23 protein-coding genes and 5 tRNA genes are annotated in these 23,088 nt (G+C 41.9%); 10 read left to right on the top strand and 18 right to left on the bottom strand.

Annotated features, from left to right (window positions below; genetic code table 11):
- Positions 1-14: 14 nt before the first annotated feature.
- The 3 genes from pncB to IWX76_RS12590 all read right to left on the bottom strand — a co-directional run bounded on the left by pncB (position 15) and on the right by IWX76_RS12590 (position 4,334).
- Positions 15-1,199 carry a nicotinate phosphoribosyltransferase gene (gene pncB, locus IWX76_RS12600; RefSeq protein ID WP_196860796.1) on the bottom strand — a complete coding sequence of 395 codons (1,185 nt, stop codon included), beginning with the start codon at positions 1,197-1,199 and terminating at the stop codon, positions 15-17.
- A gap of 138 nt (positions 1,200-1,337) precedes the next feature.
- On the bottom strand, positions 1,338-1,517 hold the full coding sequence (locus tag IWX76_RS12595) for a hypothetical protein (protein WP_196860283.1): 180 nt from the start codon (positions 1,515-1,517) through the stop codon (positions 1,338-1,340).
- A 231-nt stretch (positions 1,518-1,748) separates the two neighbouring features.
- The gene (locus IWX76_RS12590; protein WP_196860282.1) at positions 1,749-4,334 is read right to left on the bottom strand and encodes a cation-translocating P-type ATPase; all 2,586 of its coding nucleotides are present in this window, start codon (positions 4,332-4,334) and stop codon (positions 1,749-1,751) included.
- Between the two features lie 191 nt (positions 4,335-4,525).
- On the opposite strand from IWX76_RS12590, the gene IWX76_RS12585 reads away from it, so the two are divergent.
- The gene (locus tag IWX76_RS12585) at positions 4,526-4,906 is read left to right on the top strand and encodes an SPW repeat protein (protein ID WP_334641881.1); all 381 of its coding nucleotides are present in this window, start codon (positions 4,526-4,528) and stop codon (positions 4,904-4,906) included.
- A gap of 122 nt (positions 4,907-5,028) precedes the next feature.
- Here IWX76_RS12585 and IWX76_RS12580 read toward each other — a convergent pair whose 3' ends face one another.
- From IWX76_RS12580 to metN, 4 genes are all read right to left on the bottom strand, one after another.
- The gene (locus IWX76_RS12580) at positions 5,029-5,397 is read right to left on the bottom strand and encodes a VOC family protein (RefSeq protein WP_196860281.1); all 369 of its coding nucleotides are present in this window, start codon (positions 5,395-5,397) and stop codon (positions 5,029-5,031) included.
- A 77-nt stretch (positions 5,398-5,474) separates the two neighbouring features.
- Positions 5,475-6,290 carry a methionine ABC transporter substrate-binding lipoprotein MetQ gene (metQ, locus tag IWX76_RS12575; protein ID WP_196860280.1) on the bottom strand — a complete coding sequence of 272 codons (816 nt, stop codon included), beginning with the start codon at positions 6,288-6,290 and terminating at the stop codon, positions 5,475-5,477.
- A 29-nt stretch (positions 6,291-6,319) separates the two neighbouring features.
- Entirely contained in the window at positions 6,320-6,976 is a 657-nt protein-coding gene (gene metI / locus IWX76_RS12570) for a methionine ABC transporter permease MetI (RefSeq protein ID WP_196860279.1), read from the bottom strand.
- Positions 6,969-8,000 (bottom strand): methionine ABC transporter ATP-binding protein MetN, encoded by a 1,032-nt coding sequence (metN, locus tag IWX76_RS12565; RefSeq protein ID WP_196860278.1) that lies wholly within the window; start codon positions 7,998-8,000, stop codon positions 6,969-6,971. The genes metI and metN overlap by 8 nt, the downstream gene beginning before the upstream one ends.
- A gap of 200 nt (positions 8,001-8,200) precedes the next feature.
- On the opposite strand from metN, the gene IWX76_RS12560 reads away from it, so the two are divergent.
- On the top strand, positions 8,201-8,602 hold the full coding sequence (locus IWX76_RS12560; RefSeq protein WP_196860277.1) for a GlcG/HbpS family heme-binding protein: 402 nt from the start codon (positions 8,201-8,203) through the stop codon (positions 8,600-8,602).
- 105 nt (positions 8,603-8,707) lie between these two features.
- Here the strand turns inward: IWX76_RS12560 and IWX76_RS12555 are convergent, their stop codons facing one another.
- The 9 genes from IWX76_RS12555 to IWX76_RS12515 form a co-directional block, all read right to left on the bottom strand.
- Positions 8,708-9,196 (bottom strand): SRPBCC family protein, encoded by a 489-nt coding sequence (locus tag IWX76_RS12555; protein WP_196860276.1) that lies wholly within the window; start codon positions 9,194-9,196, stop codon positions 8,708-8,710.
- A 3-nt stretch (positions 9,197-9,199) separates the two neighbouring features.
- Positions 9,200-9,511, bottom strand: coding sequence for an ArsR/SmtB family transcription factor (locus tag IWX76_RS12550; protein WP_196860275.1), 312 nt, complete (start codon positions 9,509-9,511; stop codon positions 9,200-9,202).
- A gap of 222 nt (positions 9,512-9,733) precedes the next feature.
- Positions 9,734-9,818 (bottom strand) — tRNA-Leu (locus IWX76_RS12545).
- Between the two features lie 49 nt (positions 9,819-9,867).
- Positions 9,868-9,940, bottom strand: a tRNA-Gly gene (locus tag IWX76_RS12540).
- A 176-nt stretch (positions 9,941-10,116) separates the two neighbouring features.
- Positions 10,117-10,860: a subclass B1 metallo-beta-lactamase gene (gene bla, locus IWX76_RS12535; RefSeq protein WP_196860274.1), complete on the bottom strand. Its 744-nt coding sequence runs from the start codon at positions 10,858-10,860 to the stop codon at positions 10,117-10,119.
- An 87-nt stretch (positions 10,861-10,947) separates the two neighbouring features.
- A tRNA-Thr gene (locus IWX76_RS12530) sits at positions 10,948-11,020 on the bottom strand.
- Positions 11,021-11,071: 51 nt separating this feature from the next.
- Positions 11,072-11,156, bottom strand: a tRNA-Leu gene (locus IWX76_RS12525).
- 49 nt (positions 11,157-11,205) lie between these two features.
- A tRNA-Gly gene (locus IWX76_RS12520) sits at positions 11,206-11,278 on the bottom strand.
- A 133-nt stretch (positions 11,279-11,411) separates the two neighbouring features.
- Positions 11,412-11,900, bottom strand: coding sequence for a regulatory protein RecX (locus IWX76_RS12515; RefSeq protein ID WP_196860273.1), 489 nt, complete (start codon positions 11,898-11,900; stop codon positions 11,412-11,414).
- A gap of 90 nt (positions 11,901-11,990) precedes the next feature.
- Here IWX76_RS12515 and proB point away from each other — a divergent pair, with 90 nt between their 5' ends.
- Genes proB through IWX76_RS12495 form a run of 4 tightly spaced genes read left to right on the top strand, consistent with a single transcriptional unit; the run spans position 11,991 to position 17,422 of the window.
- A complete protein-coding gene (gene proB, locus IWX76_RS12510; protein WP_196860272.1) occupies positions 11,991-13,073 on the top strand; it encodes a glutamate 5-kinase in 1,083 nt (360 codons plus the stop codon).
- A gap of 19 nt (positions 13,074-13,092) precedes the next feature.
- A complete protein-coding gene (locus tag IWX76_RS12505) occupies positions 13,093-14,337 on the top strand; it encodes a glutamate-5-semialdehyde dehydrogenase (RefSeq protein WP_196860271.1) in 1,245 nt (414 codons plus the stop codon).
- Position 14,338: 1 nt separating this feature from the next.
- Positions 14,339-16,795, top strand: coding sequence for a bifunctional UDP-N-acetylmuramoyl-tripeptide:D-alanyl-D-alanine ligase/alanine racemase (locus IWX76_RS12500; protein WP_196860270.1), 2,457 nt, complete (start codon positions 14,339-14,341; stop codon positions 16,793-16,795).
- Between the two features lie 9 nt (positions 16,796-16,804).
- Positions 16,805-17,422, top strand: coding sequence for a DUF502 domain-containing protein (locus tag IWX76_RS12495; RefSeq protein WP_196860269.1), 618 nt, complete (start codon positions 16,805-16,807; stop codon positions 17,420-17,422).
- A 17-nt stretch (positions 17,423-17,439) separates the two neighbouring features.
- Here the strand turns inward: IWX76_RS12495 and IWX76_RS12490 are convergent, their stop codons facing one another.
- Complete coding sequence (locus tag IWX76_RS12490; protein WP_196860268.1) at positions 17,440-18,147, bottom strand: TIGR00730 family Rossman fold protein; 708 nt, start codon at positions 18,145-18,147, stop codon at positions 17,440-17,442.
- Positions 18,148-18,165: 18 nt separating this feature from the next.
- Positions 18,166-19,644: a sodium:solute symporter gene (locus IWX76_RS12485; RefSeq protein ID WP_196860267.1), complete on the bottom strand. Its 1,479-nt coding sequence runs from the start codon at positions 19,642-19,644 to the stop codon at positions 18,166-18,168.
- 84 nt (positions 19,645-19,728) lie between these two features.
- Between IWX76_RS12485 and recR the strand changes: the two genes are divergently transcribed.
- The 4 genes from recR to IWX76_RS12465 all read left to right on the top strand — a co-directional run bounded on the left by recR (position 19,729) and on the right by IWX76_RS12465 (position 23,083).
- Positions 19,729-20,343 (top strand): recombination mediator RecR, encoded by a 615-nt coding sequence (gene recR, locus IWX76_RS12480; RefSeq protein WP_196860266.1) that lies wholly within the window; start codon positions 19,729-19,731, stop codon positions 20,341-20,343.
- A gap of 7 nt (positions 20,344-20,350) precedes the next feature.
- The gene (locus IWX76_RS12475; RefSeq protein ID WP_196860265.1) at positions 20,351-21,166 is read left to right on the top strand and encodes an SDR family oxidoreductase; all 816 of its coding nucleotides are present in this window, start codon (positions 20,351-20,353) and stop codon (positions 21,164-21,166) included.
- A gap of 272 nt (positions 21,167-21,438) precedes the next feature.
- A complete protein-coding gene (gene trpD, locus IWX76_RS12470; RefSeq protein WP_196860264.1) occupies positions 21,439-22,425 on the top strand; it encodes an anthranilate phosphoribosyltransferase in 987 nt (328 codons plus the stop codon).
- Positions 22,426-22,429: 4 nt separating this feature from the next.
- A complete protein-coding gene (locus IWX76_RS12465) occupies positions 22,430-23,083 on the top strand; it encodes a phosphoribosylanthranilate isomerase (RefSeq protein ID WP_196860263.1) in 654 nt (217 codons plus the stop codon).
- The last annotated feature ends 5 nt before the right edge of the window (positions 23,084-23,088 follow it).

Below are 23,088 nucleotides of genomic sequence, written 5' to 3'. Positions count from 1 at the left end.
GGGTATTAAAGTATTTAATGAATATTTAGGATGGTTTTGGCCAGGTTAATTGCCTGTTCGGTGCCCGTATGTTTTCCAGGTTCATCAGAAAGTTTGACTACTTCTGTCCATTCACCATCCTGAGGATGGGCCGCAGTCATTTTGATTACGATGTTCATGGGTTCCGGACCCACATCATTGGTCAGGTTGGTGCCAATGCCAAAGGAGATTCCAATTTTATCCTGGCAATAGGCCGCAATACGGGCTACTTTGTCATAATTAAGGCCGTCAGAAAAAATAATTGTTTTTGTTTTTGGGTCAATTCCCAAGCTATGGTAATGATTGATGACTTTATCCGCAAACTGTAGCGCATCACCACTGTCGTGACGCACACCATCAAACAATTTGGAGTACATCTTATCAAACTGCTTAAAGAAGACTTCGGTGGTATAGGTGTCAGAAAGTGCAATTCCAAGGTCGCCACGAAACACTTCAACCCAATGTTGAAGCCCCATGGCATTGGCCATTTTGAAGCCATAACGTGCTGCATGGAACATAAACCATTCATGGGCATGTGTTCCAATGGGTTTAGTTTGGTATAACATGGCCATGTGCACGTTGCTACTGCCTATAAAAGCGCCTTGTCCATGGTCTTTTAAAGCCTTTAATGCCAGGCGGTGTACATCGTAGGCATAACGGCGACGGGTACCAAATTCAGCCACTGTGACGCCTAAACGCACATATCCTTCAATTTTTTTGCGTGTAAGGGCAATTACTTCCGCATCACTTAGCCTTACCGCATGATGCAACTTATAGAATAATTCACTGATGAGCGCCATAAGTGGCACTTCCCACAAGATGGTGCGGTACCAGAGGCCCTCCACATGCACTTCTAGCTGATCGCCATGCTGTTCAATATGTACTTCTTCCGGATTAAACCGGTATCCTTCCAGAAAATCGAGGTATACCGGATCCAGATAAGGGCAGTTATCCTGCAGGAACAGCTTTTCTTCTCTGCTTAATTTCAGGGAAGCCATTTCATTTACCGACTCGCGTAAAGCCTTTGAAAAGCCAGGAGGGAAGACATGTTTGCCGCGGTTGATGAAAGCATATCGTGCTTTTGCGCCAGGAAATAGCTTGACCACACCCTGTTGCATGGTGAATTTATAGAAGTCGTTATCGAGTAGGGAAGTGAGTGAAAAAGTAGGGTGTAACTGCATATCCTGTGCGTAAGGCCCAAATATAGGGTTTTTGGGCGGCATGTTAGGAATGCGATGGGAAAGCAAAGAGGGGCTAAAAAAAGAAAGTCCGGTGCTGAGCAACCGGACTTCTTTTTTCGTAGAACAACGTAGGTTTGATTACCAGGTTTTTTTTGTGGTATCAGTAGTGGTCGTGTCTGTTTGGCTTTTGTTTTTTTTGTCTTTTTTCTTCATAGACTTATCTTTCGCTTTTCCTGTAGAATCTTGACGAGTAGTGTCTTGAGCGTAAGTAGCGAAGGTGAATGCCGATAATAAGGCCATGATCATTAGCTTTTTCATAGTTTTTAGTTTTATGGGTTAAATGTTCAACCATTTCTGCGTCACGTCTTAATTTTGTAAGCAACTTAAAACGGTCGATTAGTTTCTTGCTTGTACTAATGAAAAAGTCGTGCCATACCAAAATTCTTATGTTTTGTGCTTTGTTTCTAAAAACACCCTTTTTTGTGGCGCTATTTGAATTTATATCGCCCCATGCCAGATCTGGTTCCTTAAAAACAGGTATTTACTACCTTATGAAACCGTATTAACTACCTTCTTGTTGCGGTTGTATAGCTTGTTAATCAGTTGTTTAACGACTTCTATACCCGTCACACCTACAGCAGTAGCTATAAGCACTATTTCCATAGCTACCCAGCTTAGACTGGTGGTTTTGAAAATCCCTTGCAGGAAGGGTACATAGACGATCAGCAATTGAAGGATCACGGTACCGAGCAACACCCATAATAAACCAGGGTTAGCAAACAGCCTGGCTTTTAAGATGGAATGATAGGCAACACGAACTGATAAGGCATTACCGAGTTGGATAAAACATAATAAGGTAAACACCATGGTTTGCTGACTGCGGAGATCGAAACCTTTTTGCGCAGCCCAATATTGTGTAACCAGGACCACGATGGCCATCATTCCGCCAGTAGCAAGTATTTTAATCAGCATGCCCCCGGCAAACAGACTTTCTTTTGGTGGTCTTGGGGGCAATTTCATAATGTCTTTTTCCGCAGGTTCGGCAGTTAGTGCAAGTCCGGGTAAACCATCGGTAACCAGGTTGATCCACAAAATATGAATGGGTAGCAGGGGCATGCCCAAGCCTACAAAAGGAGCGATAACGATGGTCAGGATCTCCGCCAGGTTGCAGGAAAGTACATATAAAATAAACTTTTTAATGTTCTCATAAATCCTTCGGCCTTCCTTTACTGCTTTCACAATGGTGGCGAAGTTATCGTCCAGCAAGATCATGTCGGCCGCTTCTTTAGAAACATCTGTACCCGTAATGCCCATGGCAATGCCGATATCCGCCTGCTTTAAAGAAGGGGCATCGTTTACCCCATCGCCGGTCATGGCTACAAATGCGCCGGTTTGTTGTAAGGTTTTTACGATCATTAATTTTTGCTCTGGCGATACCCTGGCGTACACGGCAATGTTTTCAACTTCATTTTTAAATTCAGCTGCCGATAACTTGCTGAGTTCGGCACCGGTCATGATGCGTGTTGCCTGGTCATGTACCATCTCCAGCCGCTCGGCAATGGCCTGTGCAGTTAGCGGCTGGTCGCCGGTAATCATCACGGTTTTTATGCCGGCATCTTTACATTCCCGAATGGCGGCAATGACTTCTTCACGGGGTGGGTCGATCATGGCCGTCATCCCTAGAAAGTCAAGGTCTATTTCTAGCTCATTGTCCGTCACTGTAGGTTTTTGATCAAAAACTTTATAGGCGAAAAACAATACGCGAAGCCCTTCAGCAGCCCATTTCCGATTTGTAGCTAACCACGCTTCAGTCTGGTCCTTATACGTAGGGGCTAACACTTCGATAATTTTCACGGGGGCACCTTTACACAGTAAAATCCATTGATCTCCGTGTTGGTGCAAGGTGCTCATGCGCATTCGGGTAGAATCAAAAGGTAGTTTCTGCACTAAGGGATAAGCTTGGTCTGCAGTAGTTTTAGAAAGACCTTGTTCCTGCGCAAAGTAAACCAAGGCAGTTTCTGTTGAATCGCCAAGAATGGTTCCGTCATCTGAAAATCGCACTTCATTATCGAGCATCATGGCGATGTTCAATAGTTCCTCCTGACCATTAATGGCCTGCAGGTTTTCCAGCTTCATTTTATTTTGAGTAAGTGTACCTGTTTTATCGCTACAGATATAGGTCACCGAGCCCAGGGTTTCTACAGCCGGAAGTTTTCGCATCAGGGCTTTTTGTTTAACCATACGGCTGGCGCCATTGGCGAGGGCAATGGTGACTACCGCCGGGAGTGCTTCAGGTAGTGCAGCCACTGCAAGTGATAATGCAGTAAGGAACATTTCCAGCGCAGGCTGACCACTGTACAGACCCATCCCAAAGACCGCTAAACAGATAAGGATAACCACCACAGCCATTTGTTTGCTAAATGCAGCCAGTCGTTTTTGCAGTGGTGTCTGCTGTTTGCCAACCTCCATCATACCGGCAATTTTGCCAATTTCGGTGTTCATGCCGGTACAGGTTACAATGGCTTTGGCACTGCCGTTGCTTACAATGGTGCCCTTAAAAACCATGTTAAGCTGATCGCCCGGACTGGCGTTTGTCAGGTCAATAGCTTCGGTAATTTTATCAATGGAGTGGCTTTCGCCAGTCAATGCTGCTTCCTCCGTTTTTAGGGCACTTACTTCAACCAGTCGTGCATCAGCAGGCACAATGTCACCGGCATCCAGTAAAATAAGGTCGCCAGGAACCAACTCGCCCAGGTCTATTTTTTCTGGATTATTATCGCGGACCACGGTGGCATATTGTGCCGCCATTTTCTGCAACATCCTCACGGATTCATCGGCACTGTATTCCTGGCTATAGCCAATCCATGCATTTCCAATAATGATAGCCAGGATAACATAGGCATCGGTGTGCTCGCCTACAACAAATGAAATTAAGGCGGCAAAGATCAGGATGATGATCATGACATCTTTAAATTGCGCCAGAAAAATAGCAAATTTAGTACGTCGTTTACCTTCTGCTAATCTATTTTTACCATGTTGCTGCTGAAGGCCTGGAATGTCTTTTTTTTGAAGGCCGGAAAGGGAGGTTTTTAAATGATCAAAAACTTCATTTGTATGCGCTTTGTAGAATTCCATATGACCGGGGAGGGTTTAGCACTATTCAATAGTTCAGGTCATAAACTTAAGAAAATATAAAGGAGGAGGAAATATACGGGAGTAAAAATCACGCATAAACAGGTGTATTTTTAAATTTTATCGGCATTGGATTTGTGCAAATTTATTCAACAATAAATGGTGTAAATTAAAATTAAATGATGATGAGGTTTATGAGTAGAAAGGCCCATGCGGTAATGGATTACATTGTGGGCATCTTGTTAATTGCAGCGCCTTGGATATTCCGGTTTTCGGATATTGAAGCGGCTAAATGGTGTGCAATTGTCGTTGGTGTACTTACGCTGGTGATGTCGCTGATGACAGACTATGAAGGAAATCACAAAAAACCGGTTTCCATGGCCGTACACTTGAATATGGATGTAATTATGGGGATCTTTCTCGCTATTTCTCCCTGGTTATTCGGGTTCAACGATCTCGTTTACTTGCCACACCTGGTGTTTGGACTTTTGGCCATCGGAGCCGGTTTATGTACAGTGAGGACATCCTCAAATTTACATACACCAGGTGGTATGGGAATGGGACATGCGCACTAAAAGAATTCTTCCCCGCCAGGCTTAATTGTAAAGGCTTTTTGTCAGGCTGTCTTCAGTATATCTCCTCTATATCTCGTAAAGGTTTTACCGAACAAGATATAGAGGGGAAGTATAGAGGATGATTAGTTGTCGCAATGGATTTGCAGGTGATTGCCATTGGGATCCTGAAAGGAAGCAAAGTAGCCATGCCCACCATCACCAATTTGTGTTTTTTCTTGTGTTACCGCTCCACCTGCATTTACAATTTTGTGGAGGTATTGGTCAATATCCTCCACGTTGATCACCAACTGGGTGCCGACACCTTGTGCTGCAGGTTTTAATGACGCATCTAATCCGCCGCCTGTTTGGGTATCTCCAATCATAAAAAAGGAGTAGCTGTTTTCTATGACAACTTCGATCTTCCAATCAAATACAGCTGCGTAAAATGCAGATGCAAGGGTTAGGTCTGGGGCAGGAATTTCTACATGGGTAATGGTACAGGCTGATTTCATAAAGGATTAGGTTTAAGTAATCCAATTTACATAATACTTTCTTTAAAAAGCAATTAGATGTTCTTCATTGCAGCGTGTTACCAGCCTTTGATGGCACTTCCCTGGAATTCATTTTTAGCAGCTTTCACCACCTCATCTGATTGGTAAGCTTTTACAAAGTTCTTCACCTTTTCTTCCGTTTTATTGTCCTCTCTGGAAACAATAATATTAACATAAGGTGATTCGCGTGCCTCGTAAAACAAGCCGTCGCGTTCAGCCAATAATCCGATTGGCGTAGCAAAAGTATTATTGATGATGGCAATAGCCACATTTTGGTCATCCAATGCTCTGGGTAATTGTGGGGCTTCCAGTTCCAGGATCTTCAAGTCTTTGGGATTGTCTTTAATGTCATTTACGGTAGGCAACAAACCCACGCCACTGTTTAAGGTAAGCAAACCAGCTTTTTGTAATAAAATCAACGCACGACCGCCATTGGTAGCATCATTTGGAATGATGATCGTACTGCCGTTTTTTAACTGGTCCAGGCTTTTAATTTTTTTTGAATAACCTGCCAAAGGGTATACAAAGGTGTTTCCAACTACAGCGAATTTGTAACCGCGTTGTTTAGTTTGTACATCCAGAAAAGGAACGGTTTGAAAAGCATTTACATCAATGTCGCCTTGTAGAAGTGCTTCATTTGGCATTACATAATCGTTAAATTGCACCAATTCTACCTGCAGCCCGTATTTTTCAAGGGCCACTTTTTGTGCAGCTTGTGCTACACGGTATTCCGGCCCAGCAATTACGCCTACTTTAATAAGGTTGGGATCTGTGTTTTTGGCACCGCCACAACTGTATAAGGTGATGGTGGCCAGTAAAGCGACAATGAATATGGAGAAAGAATTTCTGTTCATAGGAATGATAATAAGCTGTTTGATGAGGGTTATTTTCTGTGGTCTACCTTTTTAGACAGGTAGTCGCCAATAAATTGAATGATAAAAACCAGGGCAACCAGGGATAGGAGTACGGTATTCATGACCAATACATCGTAACCTACGTAACCATATTGGTAACCGATTTGGCCTAAGCCACCAGCACCAACGGCACCACCCATGGCCGAATAACCAATCAGGGTGATTAAAGTAATGGATGCGGTATTAATCAGGGAAGGAAGTGATTCGGGTAACAATACTTTTCTCACAATTTGGAAAGGCCCGGCGCCCATAGCTCTAGCTGCTTCTACTAAACCGTTTGGCACTTCTAATAAACTATTTTCGACCATGCGCGCAATAAAAGGTGCAATACCAATGCTTAATGGCACTAAAGCGGCATACACGCCGATAGAGGTTCCTACCACCATCCTGGTAAAAGGGATCATCCAGACAATAAGGATAATAAAAGGGATGGAACGGAAGATATTTACCATAATGGCTAACGCCCGGTTAAGCGACTTGTTTTCCAGAATCTGTCGTTCACGACTCAAGAACAACATTACACCTGTTGGCAGGCCTATAGCGAAACCAAAAAAACCAGATACCAGTGTCATAAAGATGGTTTCCCAGGCGCCTTTAAATAGCAATAAAATCATCGACTCAGACATAACCTAACTCCTCCACTTTAATCTGTTTTTGTTTATAATAGGCCAGTGCCATCTGGTGATTTTCTGGCGTGCCATATACTTCTAAAATCATGGCGCCAAACTGGATATCGCCGGCATATTCTATTTGTGCCGAAATGATGTTGTTATTTAAAGAAAATAGCCTGCTCACTTCTGATACCACAGGTTCATCAACTGAATTTCCCGTAAACTCTAGTTTAATCAGGGGTATTTTACCAGGTGCCGGACTTGCGCTAATCTTTGCCCGGTAAGCATCGGGCAGGTTTATTTTGATGGAAGACGCAATCAATTCGCGGGTAACGTCGGTTTTTGGATTGGTAAAAATTTCACTTACCGAGCCTTGTTCTATAAGGCGGCCAAAACTAATCACGGCTATTTCATCGCAAATGCTTTTGATTACCTCCATTTCATGAGTAATCAGGAGGATGGTAATGCCTAGTCTTTTGTTAATGTCTTTTAAAAGGGCAAGTATGGAACTCGTTGTCGCCGGATCCAGTGCACTGGTGGCTTCATCGCATAACAATACCTTAGGGTTACTGGCCAATGCACGTGCAATAGCAACGCGTTGTTTCTGTCCACCAGATAAATTAGCAGGATAAGCACCTGCTTTTTCTTCCAGTCCGACTAATTTTAGTAGCTCCTGTACACGTTTGGCCACCTGTTCTTTCGGGGTATGATCAAGCTCCAATGGGAAGCCAATGTTCTCGGCAACTGTTCGGGCAGATAGCAGGTTGAAGTTTTGGAAAATCATGCCGATCTGCCTTCTTTCCTGGGCAAGCTGTGAAGCCGAAAGTGCCATCAGGTCTACGCCATCTACCAGCACCTGGCCTTGTGTAGGTCTTTCTAGCAAGTTCACACAACGGATCAGTGTGCTTTTTCCCGCACCTGATGAACCAATCACGCCAAATATTTTACCTTTTGGAACGTGTAAGGAAACTTCAGCTAAGGCGATGATCTCTTTCTTTTTCTGATGAAAAATTTTACTGATATTTTTTAATTCAATCATTCGTTTGCGTTAACCTGTGTTGATCATGGTTAACCATGATTGAGGTGATATTGTTGTTAAACGGTGCAAAGATAATGAAGTCTATTAATATAGTAGGCATTGTTACAAGAATTGTGGTTTAACGCTGACCATTAGCATTTTATTGGATGTATAACAAACATTATTACAGCCTGGTATGTTAGTTTTTTAAAATGTAACGTATGAGCATCACATTAGAACAAGCAGAAAGTGTAGCTACGGCTGCTATAGAAAAGGCAAATGCCATAGGGGTACCCATGAACATTGCCATTGTTGACGAAGGTGCAAACCTGGTTTCTTTTCACCGGATGGACAATGCATGGCTGGGTTCTGTTGATATTTCGATTAAAAAAGCAAAAACTGCCAGGTTTTTTGATATGAACACAGGGGAGATAGGTAAATTATCGCAACCTGGCGGTCCGTTATATAACATTGAGCATTCTAATGGTGGTTTGATATCTTTTCCAGGGGGTGTTTTACTTAAAGATAACAGCGGAAAGATTATTGGGGCCCTTGGGGTATCGGGTGGTGCTGTAGAACAGGATCATGAGGTGGCATCGGCTGGGGCTGCTGCAGTGTCATAGTGCTGATTGACGAGCAAATTCAATTTATTAAACATAAAAAAAGCCCCATATAATGGGGCTTTTTTTGTTTGGTACCCATAGACGTACTGAAGACGAACCAGTTCATTAGCTTGATAGTAAAGTATCTAATTCATTTAATGTCGCAGTAAAGCCTTCTTTGAAGCCCATTTCAATCATTTTTTCCATGCGTTCAAGAGAATCATTATATATCGTAATGCTTACTTTGGTTATTTCATTTTGTTCACTAAAATTCAAATCCCAATTGGAACCTGGCAAAAAAGGATTTTCGTCTTTGTCGGCAAAAACACTTAAAAATTTAAGGTTAGTTTTCGGGCTTATTGAAGTATAGTCCTGTATTTGCCAACCTATTTCCACTCCCGCTGAGCTAACCATTGCATAGAATCTTCGCCCACCTTCTCTAAAATCCATTCTTATAGTTTTGGACAAGTAGGGTTTAGGAGCCCACCATTGGTCAAGAATTTCTTGTTTGGTAAATGCGTCCCATACAAGTGAAAGTTCTGCATTAAATTCTCTATCTATGTAGACAGTTTTGGTTGTCTTGTCAACCCTAAAGTCAAATTGTAAATTATTCATTTTTTATTTTTTAATTGTTGATAATAGGTTGTCTAATTGATTAAATCGGGTTTCCCAAATCTTTCTGAATTGTTCTATCCACTTGTCAATTTCTTTCATTTTGTCAATTTCTAGTGAGTAATAAATTTCTCTACCCTTTTGTTCTTGTTTTACAAGTTCGCATTCTGTTAAAATGCGTAAATGTTTTGACACAGCCTGTCGTGTCGTGTTAAAGTTCTCGGCAATGGCATTTGGTGTCATTGCTTGCAATGCAATTAAGACGATTATGGCTCGTCTTGTTGGGTCTGCAACTGCTTGAAAAATGTCTCTACGCATTTGTCTCTCCTTGTTTTAATGAAACTAATCAGTTGCAAATATATGTGCAACCTTCTAGTTGCGCAAATTTATTTGCAATTATTTTTTCGTGGTAAAATGCTGGGAAGTTTAGTTGTTGTCGGATGGGGCGTTGCAGACTGAACCGATAAAATCTATGTTTATAGAGTCCTTGAAAAGTTTTTTAAACGAAAAACCCCTCTTTACTTGCGTAAAAAGGGGCTGTACTCAGAGCGGGAATCGAACCCGCACGACTTTTAAGGTCACAGGATTTTAAGTCCTGCGTGTCTACCAGTTCCACCATCTGAGCAGGTGTAAAACCTTTTAAAATTAAAAGCCTTCCAGGAGAAGGCTTTTAGAGCGAAAGACGAGATTCGAACTCGCGACCCCGACCTTGGCAAGGTCGTGCTCTACCAACTGAGCTACTTTCGCATTTTATTAACCACATCCGTGGTCTTTTTCCTTTTTAAAACCGTATTTGGTTTCTTTTGGGATTGCAAATATAGCGAGAATTATATACTGTGCAAGTTTTTTTGAAAAATGTTTAGCAATTGTGGTCTTTACTAACCGCCAAGGAAGTGGTAAGCACACCTAATGGTTACCTTAAATCATTTATTTTCAAATAATTGAATAGTATAATCTAATAGGCTAATATTTCCGGGTTTCCCATGTCCCGGAATTACAATTTTCGCTGCAGGGTAGTTCGTTTTTAACTTTTTAACCGTTTTTGGCCATTCTGTCGTGTTCGCATCTTCCAGGTTGCCTTTGCCTGCACCCAATTCTTTGATCAGGCAGCCCCCAAACATTACTTTTTCTGAAGGAAAGTACCCTATCACATTGTCTCTGGTATGACCTTCGCCAAAATATGCTATTAACACTTTTTCTTTGCCTACCACCAGTTCGGTAGATAGGTTAAATCCATGTAGGGGAGGGGTTGCATTGTGCTGTTTAGCCAGTTTAATTGTCATGTGGTTAGCATACGATGGAATTCCTCGTTGATGAAATTCAGGTAAACCCGCCAGGCAATCGTCGTGAAAATGGGTGGCAATTACAGCTTTAACTTTGCATTGTAAATTAGTTTCTACCCAATTGATCAATATGGCAGAGGTTTCATTATCAGTTGGGGTATCAAATATGATAGCCTCTTTGCCATCGGTTACAACCATTCCGTTGCAGGCAACTTTACCAAAATCGTTGGTTTTCAAATAGGAGATATGACGGTAGGTGTGATCACTTAATTTTTCAATGATGAGCTGTTCCGTATGGAGGCTCTGGGTTGTGGACATAGGTTGCGTCAGACTGCAACCAGAGAGGAATAACAAAAGAACAAGGAGTTTAGCAATGTTTATCATGATTTCAGCATCGTTTTAAGCTTCGTAAGTATTTTATTCAAGGAATAAAATTACTAAATCTTGGCATAAGATGTTGAAAATTTAAAGAGCCTCCTATCGGGATCGAACCAATGACCTACTGATTACAAGTCAGTTGCTCTACCAGCTGAGCTAAGGAGGCCTGAAAAAAAAACCTGCAAAGTTTTGAAACTTACAGGTTTTTTTGTTTGTGTACTCAGAGCGGGAATCGAACCCGCACGACTTTTAAGGTCACAGGATTTTAAGTCCTGCGTGTCTACCAGTTCCACCATCTGAGCAGGTGTAAAACCTTTTAAAATTAAAAGCCCTCATGAAGAAGGCTTTTAGAGCGAAAGACGAGATTCGAACTCGCGACCCCGACCTTGGCAAGGTCGTGCTCTACCAACTGAGCTACTTTCGCATTGATGACCACATCCGTGATCTTTTAAACTTCAGAAAGCTACTAAATGTTAAAGCAGTTTCTTTCGTTTTGGTGATGCAAATATAGGCACAAATCTATTTCCTGCAAGTTATTTTTTTAAAATTAATGAGGTTTATAGTAAGTTGTTGTTTTTCAGTACCTCTAAAATTAAATTATTTTCAAATCCCCTGCTAAGCAGGTGCGAAACCAGCTTATGCTTCTTCTTGTAGGGGTCTTTTTCTGTAATTGTCCTTAGTTTTTTCTCTGCAGCAACCTGAATGGCCAGGAGGTAATCATCGTAATCCAACCCATTTAAAGCCCGGATAATCATCTTTTCGGGAATCTTTTTTAGCTTCAGTCCTTGCTTGATTTTGATCTTGCCCCATTTATTGATGTTAAACTTACCGGAAACATAGGCTTTGGCAAATCTTTCTTCATTTAAAAAATTGGTGACAATTAATTCTGAGATGAGCTCTTCAACTTCTGCTGAGTGCAGGCCCCAGTCGTATAATTTATTTCTCACCTCCTGCTGTGCGCGTTCCTGGTACGCACAATAGTGTTCCGCTTTAGCTAAAGCAGTTTTTTTATCTAATACAACCGGTTTTTTATAGTTCGTTTCCAATTCTACAAGTTTACGAATATCTTAACAAAGCTGCTGATCAAAAAACAGCCTTGTTTCAGAAAATCAACCGGTAAATAACTACATTAGGGCATGAAAAACAGCTATCATAAAGTTGTCGTTAAAATAGGCTCTAATGTGCTCAGCCGTGAAGACGGTTTACCTGATGTGCAGCGTATGGAACACCTTGTTGCACAGTTGTCTGCACTCAAAAAACAAGGCATGGAGGTGGTAGTCGTTTCTTCGGGCGCGGTTGCTGCTGGCAGAAGTCTAATCAAGATACAAGAAAAACAGAATACCGTTGCGGCCAGACAACTTCTGGCGTCTATTGGCCAGATTCAACTGATTAATACTTATTTACAGCTCTTCGGGAAACATGATTTGTTGTGTTCACAGGTGCTGGTTACTAAAGAAGACTTTCGCGACCGCATGCACTACCTGAACATCAAAAACTGTCTGGACATTTTATTGAAACACCAGGTTATTCCGGTGGTCAATGAGAATGATGTGGTATCGGTAACAGAACTGATGTTTACAGACAATGATGAGCTGGCTGGTTTAATTGCCTCTATGCTAAATGCCGACGCACTCATTATCTTGTCCAATGTGGATGGGATATATAATGGTGATCCTAAGCTGGAAGGCAGTAAAGTGGTGGAAGTGATCGAACCGGGTGCCAACCAACTGGCATCGTTTATCACAAAGGCTAAATCGGGATTTGGGCGTGGTGGTATGGTTACCAAATTATCTATGGCGCAGAAAATAGCCAAGTTGGGCATACCCGTACACATTGCCAATGGCACCCGTGAAAACGTATTAACCGATTTGTTAGCTGGAAAAGTAATCAACACTCATTTTATTGCAGAAAAAAATACATCTGGTAAAAAGAAGTGGATAGCCCATTCTGAAAACTCGGCTACAGGTGTGGTTAAGTTAAATGCAGGGGCTAAAGAAGCGCTGTTATCTGGTAAAGCCAGTAGTTTATTGCCTGTTGGCCTGCTGGCGGTAACGTCTGAATTTGCCAAAGGCGACATCATAAAACTAGTTGGAGCCGATGATGAGTTAATTGGCCTGGGCATTGCCGAATATGGTGCAGATAAAGCCAGGGAACGGCTTGGCGAAAAGGGACAGAAACCATTAGTACATTATAATTATTTTTACGCCGTAAAGAATTAATTACGGATAGCCTATCATCATGGAAAACCAACGTTACTTCCAGCATGCTTTAAGAGCATCAAGGGATATTTCGCTCCTGACTACTACTGAAATCAATAGCCTTTTATTGGATCTTGCCGATGCGGTAACGCAAAACAGCTCGGTTATTTTACAGGAAAACAAGAAGGATTTAGCCTTAATGGCAACGGATGATCCTAAATATGACCGCTTAAAATTGTCGGAACAAGTGATTGCTGATATCGCAAACGACATTCGTCAGGTGGCCGCGTTAACCAGTCCATTAGGGCAGGTGCTTTTGGAAAAAGTGATGCCCAATGACTTGAAAATTTCCAAAGTTAGTGTGCCTCTGGGTGTGGTAGGTGTAATATATGAAGCCCGTCCTAATGTTACCCTGGATGTATTTTCACTTTGTTTCAAAACGGGTAATGTGTGTATTTTAAAGGGGGGTAGTGATGCCGCATATTCTAACCTGGCTATTACCTCCATCATTCAGGTGGTGTTAATCGCTCATCAGCTTGATCCGGCATTTGTTACCTTATTGCCGGCAGATCGGCAGGCTACCCATGATTTGCTGCAGGCGGTGGGTTTTGTGGACGTGATTATCCCACGTGGTAGTCAGCAACTGATCAATTATGTTCGTGAAAACAGCCGGATCCCTGTGATTGAAACCGGCGCGGGTATAGTTCATGTGTATTTTGATGTAGCAGGTGATGTTGAAAAAGGGAAAGCCATCATCATGAATGCGAAAACCAGAAGGGTAAGTGTGTGTAATGCACTCGATTGCCTGTTGATACAACAAGATCGTCTTGCTGATTTAGCACAGCTACTGGAACCACTGGTGGAAAAACAGGTGGTTGTTTTTGCTGATGAACAAGCATATGAGCAATTGCAAGCAAATTACCCTGCACATTTACTGCAGCAGGCAACTGAAGAACATTTTGGTACAGAATTTCTGGATTATAAAATGGCTGTAAAAACGGTGGCTGATCTGGATGCGGCTTTAGCGCACATTAGCATCTATAGCTCAAAACATAGTGAGGCCATCATTTCTGAGCTTCCTGAGCATCTGGAACGCTTTCTAAACCAGGTAGATGCAGCTGCGGTATATGCCAATGCTTCCACAGCATTTACAGATGGCGGACAATTTGGTTTGGGGGCTGAAATTGGAATTTCTACACAAAAACTTCACGCCAGGGGGCCAATGGGCCTGGAAGCATTAACCAGTTATAAATGGATAGTGAGGGGAGCCGGGCAAATACGATAATATGGAAAATAACCATAACATTCAATACCTCAGCACCTTATTGCATGCGGAGGCCCATTTAGGGGAATCCAGTTCCATTATTGATAACCTGGTGATTGACAGCCGTAGTGTGATTGATCCGGAATGTACCTTGTTTTTTGCCATCGTTGCACAGCGCGATGGGCATGAGTTTATACCAGATGCTTATAAACGTGGAGTGCGGAATTTTGTGATCAGCAACCGCTATTACCTTGCTCAGTATGAAGGTGCCAATTTTTTAGTGGTGAACGATGTGCTGCAAGCGCTGCAGCAACTCGCCCGCGATAATCGGGAAAGCTATACGTTACCTGTAATTGCTATTACGGGGAGTAACGGTAAAACCATCGTCAAAGAATGGTTATACCAATTGTTGGCGCCAGATTATAACGTGGTGCGAAGTCCACGGAGTTTTAACTCGCAAATCGGCGTGCCTTTGTCCTTATGGCAGATTAGTGAGGAGCATACCTTGGGCATTTTTGAAGCCGGAGTATCAAAAAATGAAGAAATGCAGGTGCTGGCCGATATCATTCAGCCCACGATAGGCATATTAACCAATATAGGGGAGGCCCATGCAGAAGGTTTTTCGTCGCGTAAGGAGAAACTGCTGGAGAAACTGAAGTTATTTCAACAGGTAGAAACCTTTATCTATAGTCCGGAGCATACACCCGAACTGCGTGAAAAAGAGTTACCCGGGCAAGTGAAATTCTCCTGGAGCATGAAGCAGGAAGCCGACCTGAGGGTGTTGTTTGTAGAACCGATCGACAACCGCAGTTACATCCGTGCTTTATATCAAGGAAAAGAAATTCAATGTCTGATTCCTTTTACTGATAAGGCTTCCGTAGAAAACGGCATTATTTGCTGGGCTACTTTATTGGTATTGGGCTATAGCGCTGAAGAAGCGGATTTGAGACTGGAGAAACTGAATCGCATCAGTATGCGACTGGAGTTAAAAAACGGCATTAATCATTGTTCTGTGATCGACGACTCTTACAGTGCAGACATCTCTTCCCTGGCTATTGCACTTGATTTCCTCAACTCTCAAAACCAACATGCACGTAAAACAGTCATCTTATCTGATTTTTATGAAACGGGGAAAAATGACCTGGCGCTGTATGAGGAGATCGCTTCTTTATTGCGTCAGAAACAGGTAAACAAGCTGATTGGCATCGGTCCCCATATCACAGAATTTGCATCATCTTTTGACATGGAAACTGATTTTTATGATCATACACAGGCCTTTATAGATGATTTCCCGGCTCAACATTTTAACAACGAGACCATATTAGTGAAGGGCGCCAGGAGGTTTGAATTTGAGCGCATCAGTAAATTGCTGACGCAAAAAATCCATGATACGGTGATGGAGATAAATTTAAACGCCCTGCTGAGTAACCTGCGCTTTTATAAATCGAAGTTAAAACCTGGGGTGAAAGTGATGGCCATGGTTAAAGCTTTCTCCTATGGCAGCGGGAGTTTTGAAATTGCCAATGTGTTGCAGTATCATAAAGTGGATTACCTCACGGTGGCTTATGCCGATGAGGGGATTGCACTACGAAAAGCCGGAATTACCTTGCCGATTATGGTGATGAGTCCTGAACCCTCCGCTTTTGATGCCATTATGAAATACAAACTGGAACCGGAGTTGTATAACCTGGATATCTTAAAAGGCTTTTTAAACTTTCTGCCTGATGGGGAAAGAAGTTACCCTGTACACCTGAAAATTGATACGGGCATGCACCGTTTGGGGTTTGATGAAACAGAAATTGACGAGTTGTTAACCTATATTACTGATGACACCAAGGTCAAAGTGATGTCGGTTTTTTCGCACCTGGTGGCTAGCGACGATCCGGAGCAGGACGAATATTCACAGTACCAGTTAAGTCGCTATTTGGCGATTGTTGATAAATTTACAGCTGCGTTAGATTACCCTTTTATCCGGCACATAGCCAATACGGCGGCAGTAACCAGGTTTCCGGAGGCTCAGCTTGATATGGTACGCATTGGTATCGGGTTATATGGTTTCGATGCGGCATTAAAAAACAACAGGGGATTACATACTGTGACCACCTTAAAAACCACCATCACTCAAATCAAACAGGTTAAATCTACCGAAACCATTGGTTATGGTCGTCGTGGATCACTGCCAGAAGGAGGTACGATTGCTACGGTAAAAATAGGCTATGCAGATGGCTACCGACGGGACTTTGGTCATGGCGTAGGGAAAATGCTTATTCATGGAGAATTAGTGCCCACTGTGGGTTCCATCTGTATGGATATGTGTATGTTAGATGTAACTGGATTAAATGTTAGTGTAGGAGATGAGGTAATTGTGTTTAACGAACAATTGACCATTGCAGAGCTTGCTAAGCAAATAAAAACTATTCCTTATGAGATCTTAACAAATATATCGCAAAGGGTGAAACGAATCTATTATTATGAGTAATTTTACAGCATGAACAAAATAGGAAGAGCGTTGTTAAATTACTTGATTAAAGGATTATTAATTGTCCTCCCTATTTCTTTAAGTGTTCTTATTGTAATATGGGGAGTAACCACCATTGATAGCTGGTTAAATGTTAACAATATCCTGGGTGTAGACCCTAAAACGGGCGCCAGCAGAAATATCCCTGGTTTGGGTCTGGCCACCATGGTCGGCATTATATTAATTGCCGGCATTATCGTCACTAACTTCGTTACCGAACCTATGTACAACTGGTTTCAGAAGGTGATGAACCGTTTGCCGCTGGTGAAATACATTTATTCGTCGATTAAAGACCTTACAGAGGCTTTTGTTGGTGATGAGAAGAAGTTTAACCATCCGGTATTGGTACAGGTGGAAGGGGACTTGAAAAGGATCGGCTTTTTAACGCAGAATGATTTGAAGGCTATAGGTTTGCCCGGCGAGGCGGTAGTTTATTTTCCATTCTCGTATTCCTTTGCCGGACAGGTTTATGTAGTGAATAAAGATAAAATAGTTCCACTGAATATGAGTGCACCTGAGGCAATGAAACTTGTTGTTTCTGGGGGAGTGAGTAGTTTTAAATCAAATACTATGATAAAAACATCATAGTATTTGATTTAAATGGCTTAGAAATTCGGTTTTAAAACGTATTTATCATAGAACCTGAAGATGTGTTCCACGGCTTCTTCGGCAGTATCTACCAACCTGAATAAGTTCAGGTCTTCGGCATGAATATTATGTTCTTTCTTTAACATGGTGTTGGTAATCCAGTCTACCAGACCGCTCCAATAATCTACTCCTACTAAAACAATTGGGAAACGGGCAACTTTGCCGGTTTGAATCAGGGTAATGGCCTCAAATAATTCGTCCATGGTACCCATGCCACCAGGAAGTACAATAAATCCCTGCGAATACTTCATAAACATTACCTTCCTGATGAAAAAGTAATCGAAGTCCAATAGCTTATTTGGATCAATATATTTATTATGAAACTGCTCAAAAGGAAGGTCAATATTTAATCCAACAGATTTACCTCCATTTTGATGAGCACCTTTATTTCCTGCTTCCATAATACCAGGTCCGCCACCAGTGATTACGCCATAACCGCGTTCGGTAAGGCGACGGCCACATTCTACGGCCATATCATAATAGGGATTGGTTTCTGGTGTTCTTGCCGATCCAAAAATGGATACACAAGGGCCTATTTTCGCAAGCTTTTCAAAGCCCTCTACAAATTCAGCCATGATCTTAAAGATCTGCCAGGAGTCTGTAACTTTAATTTCCTGCCAGTTTTTATTTTCAAAAGCACTTCTTATTTTCTCTTCACTTGTCATTCCAGGTAGAATTAAGTTTTAAAATTTTGTTTGAGTGGTAGACGTTTTTCCTGTAAACCAAAGCATTAAAAAGGTAATCAAGCCGTTTAAGATGATTAATTCAAAGCCTAAAGCATAGTTAAACCAGCTCATGCTATTGGCGTCGATCAATAAACACAAAATAGGTGATAATATACATATATATGGCACTAATTTATCTTTAACGGCTTTTTTTGTGAGTAGTCCGAAACTGAATAATCCTAATAGCGGTCCATACGTATAACCTGCTGCTTTGAAGATGGCGTTAACCACAGAATCATCGTTAATTAACCTGAAGATCATGATGACCATGACCATTAAAACAGAGAAACCCACATGTACCCAATGTCTTTTAGTAACCAGGCCTGGATCGTTTTGATCAGCTTTTTTATCAAAGTGTAAAAAGTCAATACAAAAAGAGGTCGTTAAGGCAGTTAAAGCTGAATCTGTGGTGGCAAAGGTGGCGGCTGTTAAGCCCAGCATAAACACAATTCCAGGTATAATGGCCAGGTGGTTTAAAGCAATTTCAGGATACAGGTAATCTGGCGTTCTCAAGGCAGTAGTATCAATACCATTACGTTCAGCATATAAATAAAGCAATGCACCGACACTTAAAAAGAAAATATTTAAGGCTACAAAAACCGCTGTAAAAGTATACATGTTCTTTTGAGCCTCGCCGATGGTTTTCATGCTCAGGTTTTTTTGCATTAAATCCTGGTCTAAACCAGTCATGGCAATAGTCACAAAAATACCACCCAGAAAGTGTTTAAGAAAGTGTGTTTTACTTCCCATAAAATCTTCCCAGAAGAAGATCTTAGAATAACTGCTGTTTTTTACCGCTTCAAATGTTCCAACCACATCGAGGTCTAAAGACTTGGCCATGAAAATAATAGAAAGCAGCACAGACAAAAGCAAGAATACAGTTTGAAGAGTATCAGTGATAATAATGGTTTTTAAACCACCTTTATGGGTATAAGCCCAAATTAAAACCAGACAGATGACAATGGTTACCCAGAAAGGCACGTTCCAGGCATCAAAGATAAAACGTTGTAAAACAATAGCTACTAAATATAAGCGAAAGGCTGAGCCAATAGTTCTGGAAACCAGGAAGATCACTGCGCCTGTTTTGTAACTCCAAAAGCCAAAACGTCTTTCGAGGTAGGTGTAGATGGAGATGATATTTAAGCGGTAATAGAGGGGCAGGAGCACCGTGGCGATGATGATAAATCCAACTGCATTACCCATGATAAATTGAAAATAACCGAAGTCGCTGTTACCTACTGCACCTGGAACAGAAATGAAGGTTACACCAGATAAAGCGGTACCGATCATGCCAAAGGCTACCAGGTACCATTTTGAATTTCTGTTAGCTATAAAGAATGAAGCGTTGTCTGAATTTTTTCGTGAAGTGTAATAGGCGACGCAGAAAAGAAGGACAAAGTAACCTAATAAAAAAGAGAGAAGTATACCTGGGGTCATAATATAGATAGTGAATAAGGGGCTAAATGTAATAAAATGATATTTTAAAAATCAAATAACCGAAGATAAATATAAATTTGTAGAATGAACTTTTCTTCAAAATTACTGGAGAATGCTGTGAATGAATTTGCTAAGTTACCAGGCGTAGGACAAAAAACAGCATTACGTTTAGTATTGCATTTATTGAAACAGGAGAAGGACGAGGTAAGCCATTTTGGCAATTCCATTATTAAACTTCGTCAGGAGATTAAGCATTGCAGCGTCTGCCATAACATCTCCGACCAGGAACTTTGTGAAATCTGTCTTTCCAAAAAGCGGGAAAATGAAGTGATCTGTGTAGTGGAAGACACTCGCGATGTAATGGCTGTAGAAAACACAGGGCAGTATTTTGGTGTATACCATGTGCTTGGTGGTTTGATTTCCCCGATGGATGGCATTGGTCCTTCTGATTTGTATATTGATTCGCTGGTTCAACGTGTAGCCACTACGCCAGTAAAAGAGGTTATTTTGGCCTTAAGTGCCACTATGGAAGGGGATACGACGCTGTTTTATTTGTATAAAAGGTTGAAAGATTTCCAGATTCCAATTACCACAATTGCCCGCGGTATCGCCTTTGGCGGCGAACTCGAATATGCCGACGAAATTACGTTGGGTCGCTCCATTGTTACCAGAGTACCTTATCACAGTTCTATTATATAAAGCCTCCATGGATTTTAAAAATAAAGTAGTCATCATTACCGGCGCATCGTCGGGTATTGGCAAAGCACTGGCCATCGCTTTTGCCAGCCGTGGCGCAAATCTGGTGCTGGCCGCGCGTCAGTATGTAACCTTATGTGAAATCACCGCCTCGCTTGAACAGCAATATGGTGTAAAGGCGCTAGCGGTACAGGCTGATGTGAGTAAGGAGGAAGATTGTAAAGCTATGGTCGTGCAGGCTGTTCAAACCTTTGGACGAATAGATATTTTGGTGAATAATGCAGGTATCTCCATGCGGGCATTATTTAAGGACCTAGACTTATCGGTGCTTAAAAACCTGATGAACGTAAATTTCTGGGGCACAGTTTATTGCAGTAAATATGCCCTTGATGAAATCCTAAAAACTAAAGGCAGTATTATTGGAATCTCTTCTATTGCCGGTTATCGCGGTCTGCCTGGCCGTACAGGGTATTCGGCGTCAAAATTCGCCATGAATGGTTTTATGGAATCCTTGAGAACAGAGTTGTTGCCCACCGGAGTGCATGTCATGGTGGCCTGTCCGGGTTTTACCGCTTCCAATATTCGTGTAGCCGCTTTAGCTAAAGATGGTACTTCGCATGGGGAAACCAGTATGGAAGAAGGGGAAATGATGACTGCCGAGGAGGTTGCAGCGCATATTATTGCTGGAATAGCTGGCAGGAAAAGGACCCTGGTGATGACCGCACAAGGAAAGATGACGGTATGGTTAAACAAGTTATTGCCATCGCTGGCCGATAAGCTGGTATTTAAGCATTTTACCAAAGAGAAAAACGCACTTATCAAATAGCTAAGGCTAATGACCTGGTTTGCTGCATAGTTTTTTATGTTAAGTCGGTAGAGGTTATGGATGGTAGTAAAAGGGAGCGCTATTAATTTATTTCAAAATAGATTTGCTGCTTTCCTAAAACAATACCATATTTGGGAGATGATATTAACAAACGGACTTAACAAGTGGTGGTGGCACAGCGCAACAGCGTAGTGTAACCCTATTGAGTACGTTTTATTTTATATAAAAAAAATGTGGGTTGCTGTAAAGGCAACCTTTTTTGTTTTAAGATCATGAAGAAAATCCTACACCACTTATTCGAGAACAAGAGTTTCAGTCGCGCTGAAGCCCAAAAAATCCTGACATCCATTGCCCGTGGCGAATACAATACGTCGCAGATTGCCGCATTTATCACGGCTTATGGCATGCGGAATATTACTGTACAGGAGTTACAGGGGTTTCGCGATGCCATGCTGGACCTGTGTACCAAAATAGACCTGTCGGATTACTCCTTAATTGACCTTTGTGGCACCGGTGGTGATGGAAAAGATACTTTCAACATTTCTACTCTGGCATCTTTTGTGGTGGCAGGTGCCGGTCAAAAAGTTGCTAAACATGGTAATTACGGAGTTTCTTCGGGTTGTGGATCCTCTAATGTGATGGAACACCTGGGGTATACGTTTACTAGTGATAAGGATCAGCTTAAACGTAGTCTGGATGCTGCGGGAATATGCTTTATCCACGCCCCACTCTTTAATCCAGCCATGAAAATTGTAGCGCCCATTCGTAAAGAATTAGGGGTAAAGACCTTTTTTAACATGCTTGGTCCGCTAAGCAACCCATCGCAACCGCAAAACCAGCTGGTTGGGGTGTTTAGCCTGGAACTAGCACGTTTATATGCTTACCTCTATCAGGATACAGCCATCAATTACACCATTTTACATGCATTAGGTGGTTTTGATGAGGTTTCCTTAACCAGCGATGTGAAGATTTTTAGTAAAAAAGGCGAATCCATGTTAAAGGTATCGGACTTTGGTTTTGAAACTATTCCCGAAGAATCGATCAAGGGTGGAGACACTGTAGCATCTTCGGCAGAAATATTTATGTCTGTGCTGAATGGTGACGGTACTGATGCGCAAAATAATGTGGTGCTTACTAATGCTGCACTGGCGCTACAGACTGCCGACAGTACAAAATCTTTTGCTGATTGTTTCTATGAGGCTGAAGAATCTCTGGTAGCTAAAAAGGCGCTAAACAGTTTCCGAACTTTATTAAACTAATGTCATGAACTTGAAGTTAAAGATTTGTGGCATGCGCGACCCGGCAAATATACTGGCTGTAGTAGCCCTACAGCCCGATTATCTGGGTTTTATCTTTTATCCGGGTTCTAAAAGGTATGTCGCCGATCTTGAAGAAACTGTCATGCAGGCTATTCCTGGAAACATTCATAAAACAGGAGTGTTTGTTAATGCGACACTTGACGAAATTACCGCTGCAGTACGGGATTATAAATTAGATGCAGTACAATTACATGGGAGTGAAGATGCGGCTTTTGCCAGTGTGGTAAAAAAAGCACACCCCAAGATGGAGGTGATTAAAGCTTTCGGTATTCATGAGAATTTTGATTTTACACAGCTGATCCCTTTTGAAACAGTGGTGGATTACTTTCTGTTCGATACCCAAACCTCAGCACACGGTGGTTCTGGCAAGCAGTTTAACTGGTCGTTATTAGGAGGTTATGCCTTAAGTCTTCCTTATTTTTTAAGTGGGGGCATCGGACTTGAAAGCTTGCAGGCCATACGAGAAGTGAGCGATACGCGTTTATACGCTATCGATATCAATAGTAAATTTGAACTGGCACCAGCCTTAAAGGATGTGGCTGCATTAACTGAATTTAAACATCAACTCTTTCCCAGCGCCCAGGCAAAGGGGAACTAATATAA

Source organism: Pedobacter sp. CAN_A7 (genome assembly GCF_015752175.1).
GTDB lineage: Bacteria > Bacteroidota > Bacteroidia > Sphingobacteriales > Sphingobacteriaceae > Pedobacter.
The sequence above is the reverse complement of the archived record's forward strand: the minus strand, read 5'-3'. Positions and strand labels throughout refer to the sequence as shown.

Bases quoted from the DNA above. Each gene is read 5' to 3' on its own strand.
- metI (WP_196860279.1), bottom strand. From the start codon at position 6,976: ATGTCTGAGTCGATGATTTTATTGCTATTTAAAGGCGCCTGGGAAACC.
- IWX76_RS12475 (WP_196860265.1), top strand. From the start codon at position 20,351: ATGGATTTTAAAAATAAAGTAGTCATCATTACCGGCGCATCGTCGGGT.
- pncB (WP_196860796.1), bottom strand. From the start codon at position 1,199: ATGCAGTTACACCCTACTTTTTCACTCACTTCCCTACTCGATAACGAC.
- IWX76_RS12465 (WP_196860263.1), top strand. From the start codon at position 22,430: ATGAACTTGAAGTTAAAGATTTGTGGCATGCGCGACCCGGCAAATATA.
- recR (WP_196860266.1), top strand. From the start codon at position 19,729: ATGAACTTTTCTTCAAAATTACTGGAGAATGCTGTGAATGAATTTGCT.
- IWX76_RS12590 (WP_196860282.1), bottom strand. From the start codon at position 4,334: ATGGAATTCTACAAAGCGCATACAAATGAAGTTTTTGATCATTTAAAA.
- IWX76_RS12595 (WP_196860283.1), bottom strand. From the start codon at position 1,517: ATGAAAAAGCTAATGATCATGGCCTTATTATCGGCATTCACCTTCGCT.
- IWX76_RS12585 (WP_334641881.1), top strand. From the start codon at position 4,526: ATGAGTAGAAAGGCCCATGCGGTAATGGATTACATTGTGGGCATCTTG.
- IWX76_RS12490 (WP_196860268.1), bottom strand. From the start codon at position 18,147: ATGACAAGTGAAGAGAAAATAAGAAGTGCTTTTGAAAATAAAAACTGG.
- IWX76_RS12580 (WP_196860281.1), bottom strand. From the start codon at position 5,397: ATGAAATCAGCCTGTACCATTACCCATGTAGAAATTCCTGCCCCAGAC.
- proB (WP_196860272.1), top strand. From the start codon at position 11,991: ATGAAAAACAGCTATCATAAAGTTGTCGTTAAAATAGGCTCTAATGTG.
- IWX76_RS12495 (WP_196860269.1), top strand. From the start codon at position 16,805: ATGAACAAAATAGGAAGAGCGTTGTTAAATTACTTGATTAAAGGATTA.
- IWX76_RS12555 (WP_196860276.1), bottom strand. From the start codon at position 9,196: ATGAATAATTTACAATTTGACTTTAGGGTTGACAAGACAACCAAAACT.
- IWX76_RS12560 (WP_196860277.1), top strand. From the start codon at position 8,201: ATGAGCATCACATTAGAACAAGCAGAAAGTGTAGCTACGGCTGCTATA.
- trpD (WP_196860264.1), top strand. From the start codon at position 21,439: ATGAAGAAAATCCTACACCACTTATTCGAGAACAAGAGTTTCAGTCGC.
- IWX76_RS12485 (WP_196860267.1), bottom strand. From the start codon at position 19,644: ATGACCCCAGGTATACTTCTCTCTTTTTTATTAGGTTACTTTGTCCTT.
- bla (WP_196860274.1), bottom strand. From the start codon at position 10,860: ATGATAAACATTGCTAAACTCCTTGTTCTTTTGTTATTCCTCTCTGGT.
- IWX76_RS12505 (WP_196860271.1), top strand. From the start codon at position 13,093: ATGGAAAACCAACGTTACTTCCAGCATGCTTTAAGAGCATCAAGGGAT.
- metQ (WP_196860280.1), bottom strand. From the start codon at position 6,290: ATGAACAGAAATTCTTTCTCCATATTCATTGTCGCTTTACTGGCCACC.
- metN (WP_196860278.1), bottom strand. From the start codon at position 8,000: ATGATTGAATTAAAAAATATCAGTAAAATTTTTCATCAGAAAAAGAAA.
- IWX76_RS12500 (WP_196860270.1), top strand. From the start codon at position 14,339: ATGGAAAATAACCATAACATTCAATACCTCAGCACCTTATTGCATGCG.
- IWX76_RS12550 (WP_196860275.1), bottom strand. From the start codon at position 9,511: ATGCGTAGAGACATTTTTCAAGCAGTTGCAGACCCAACAAGACGAGCC.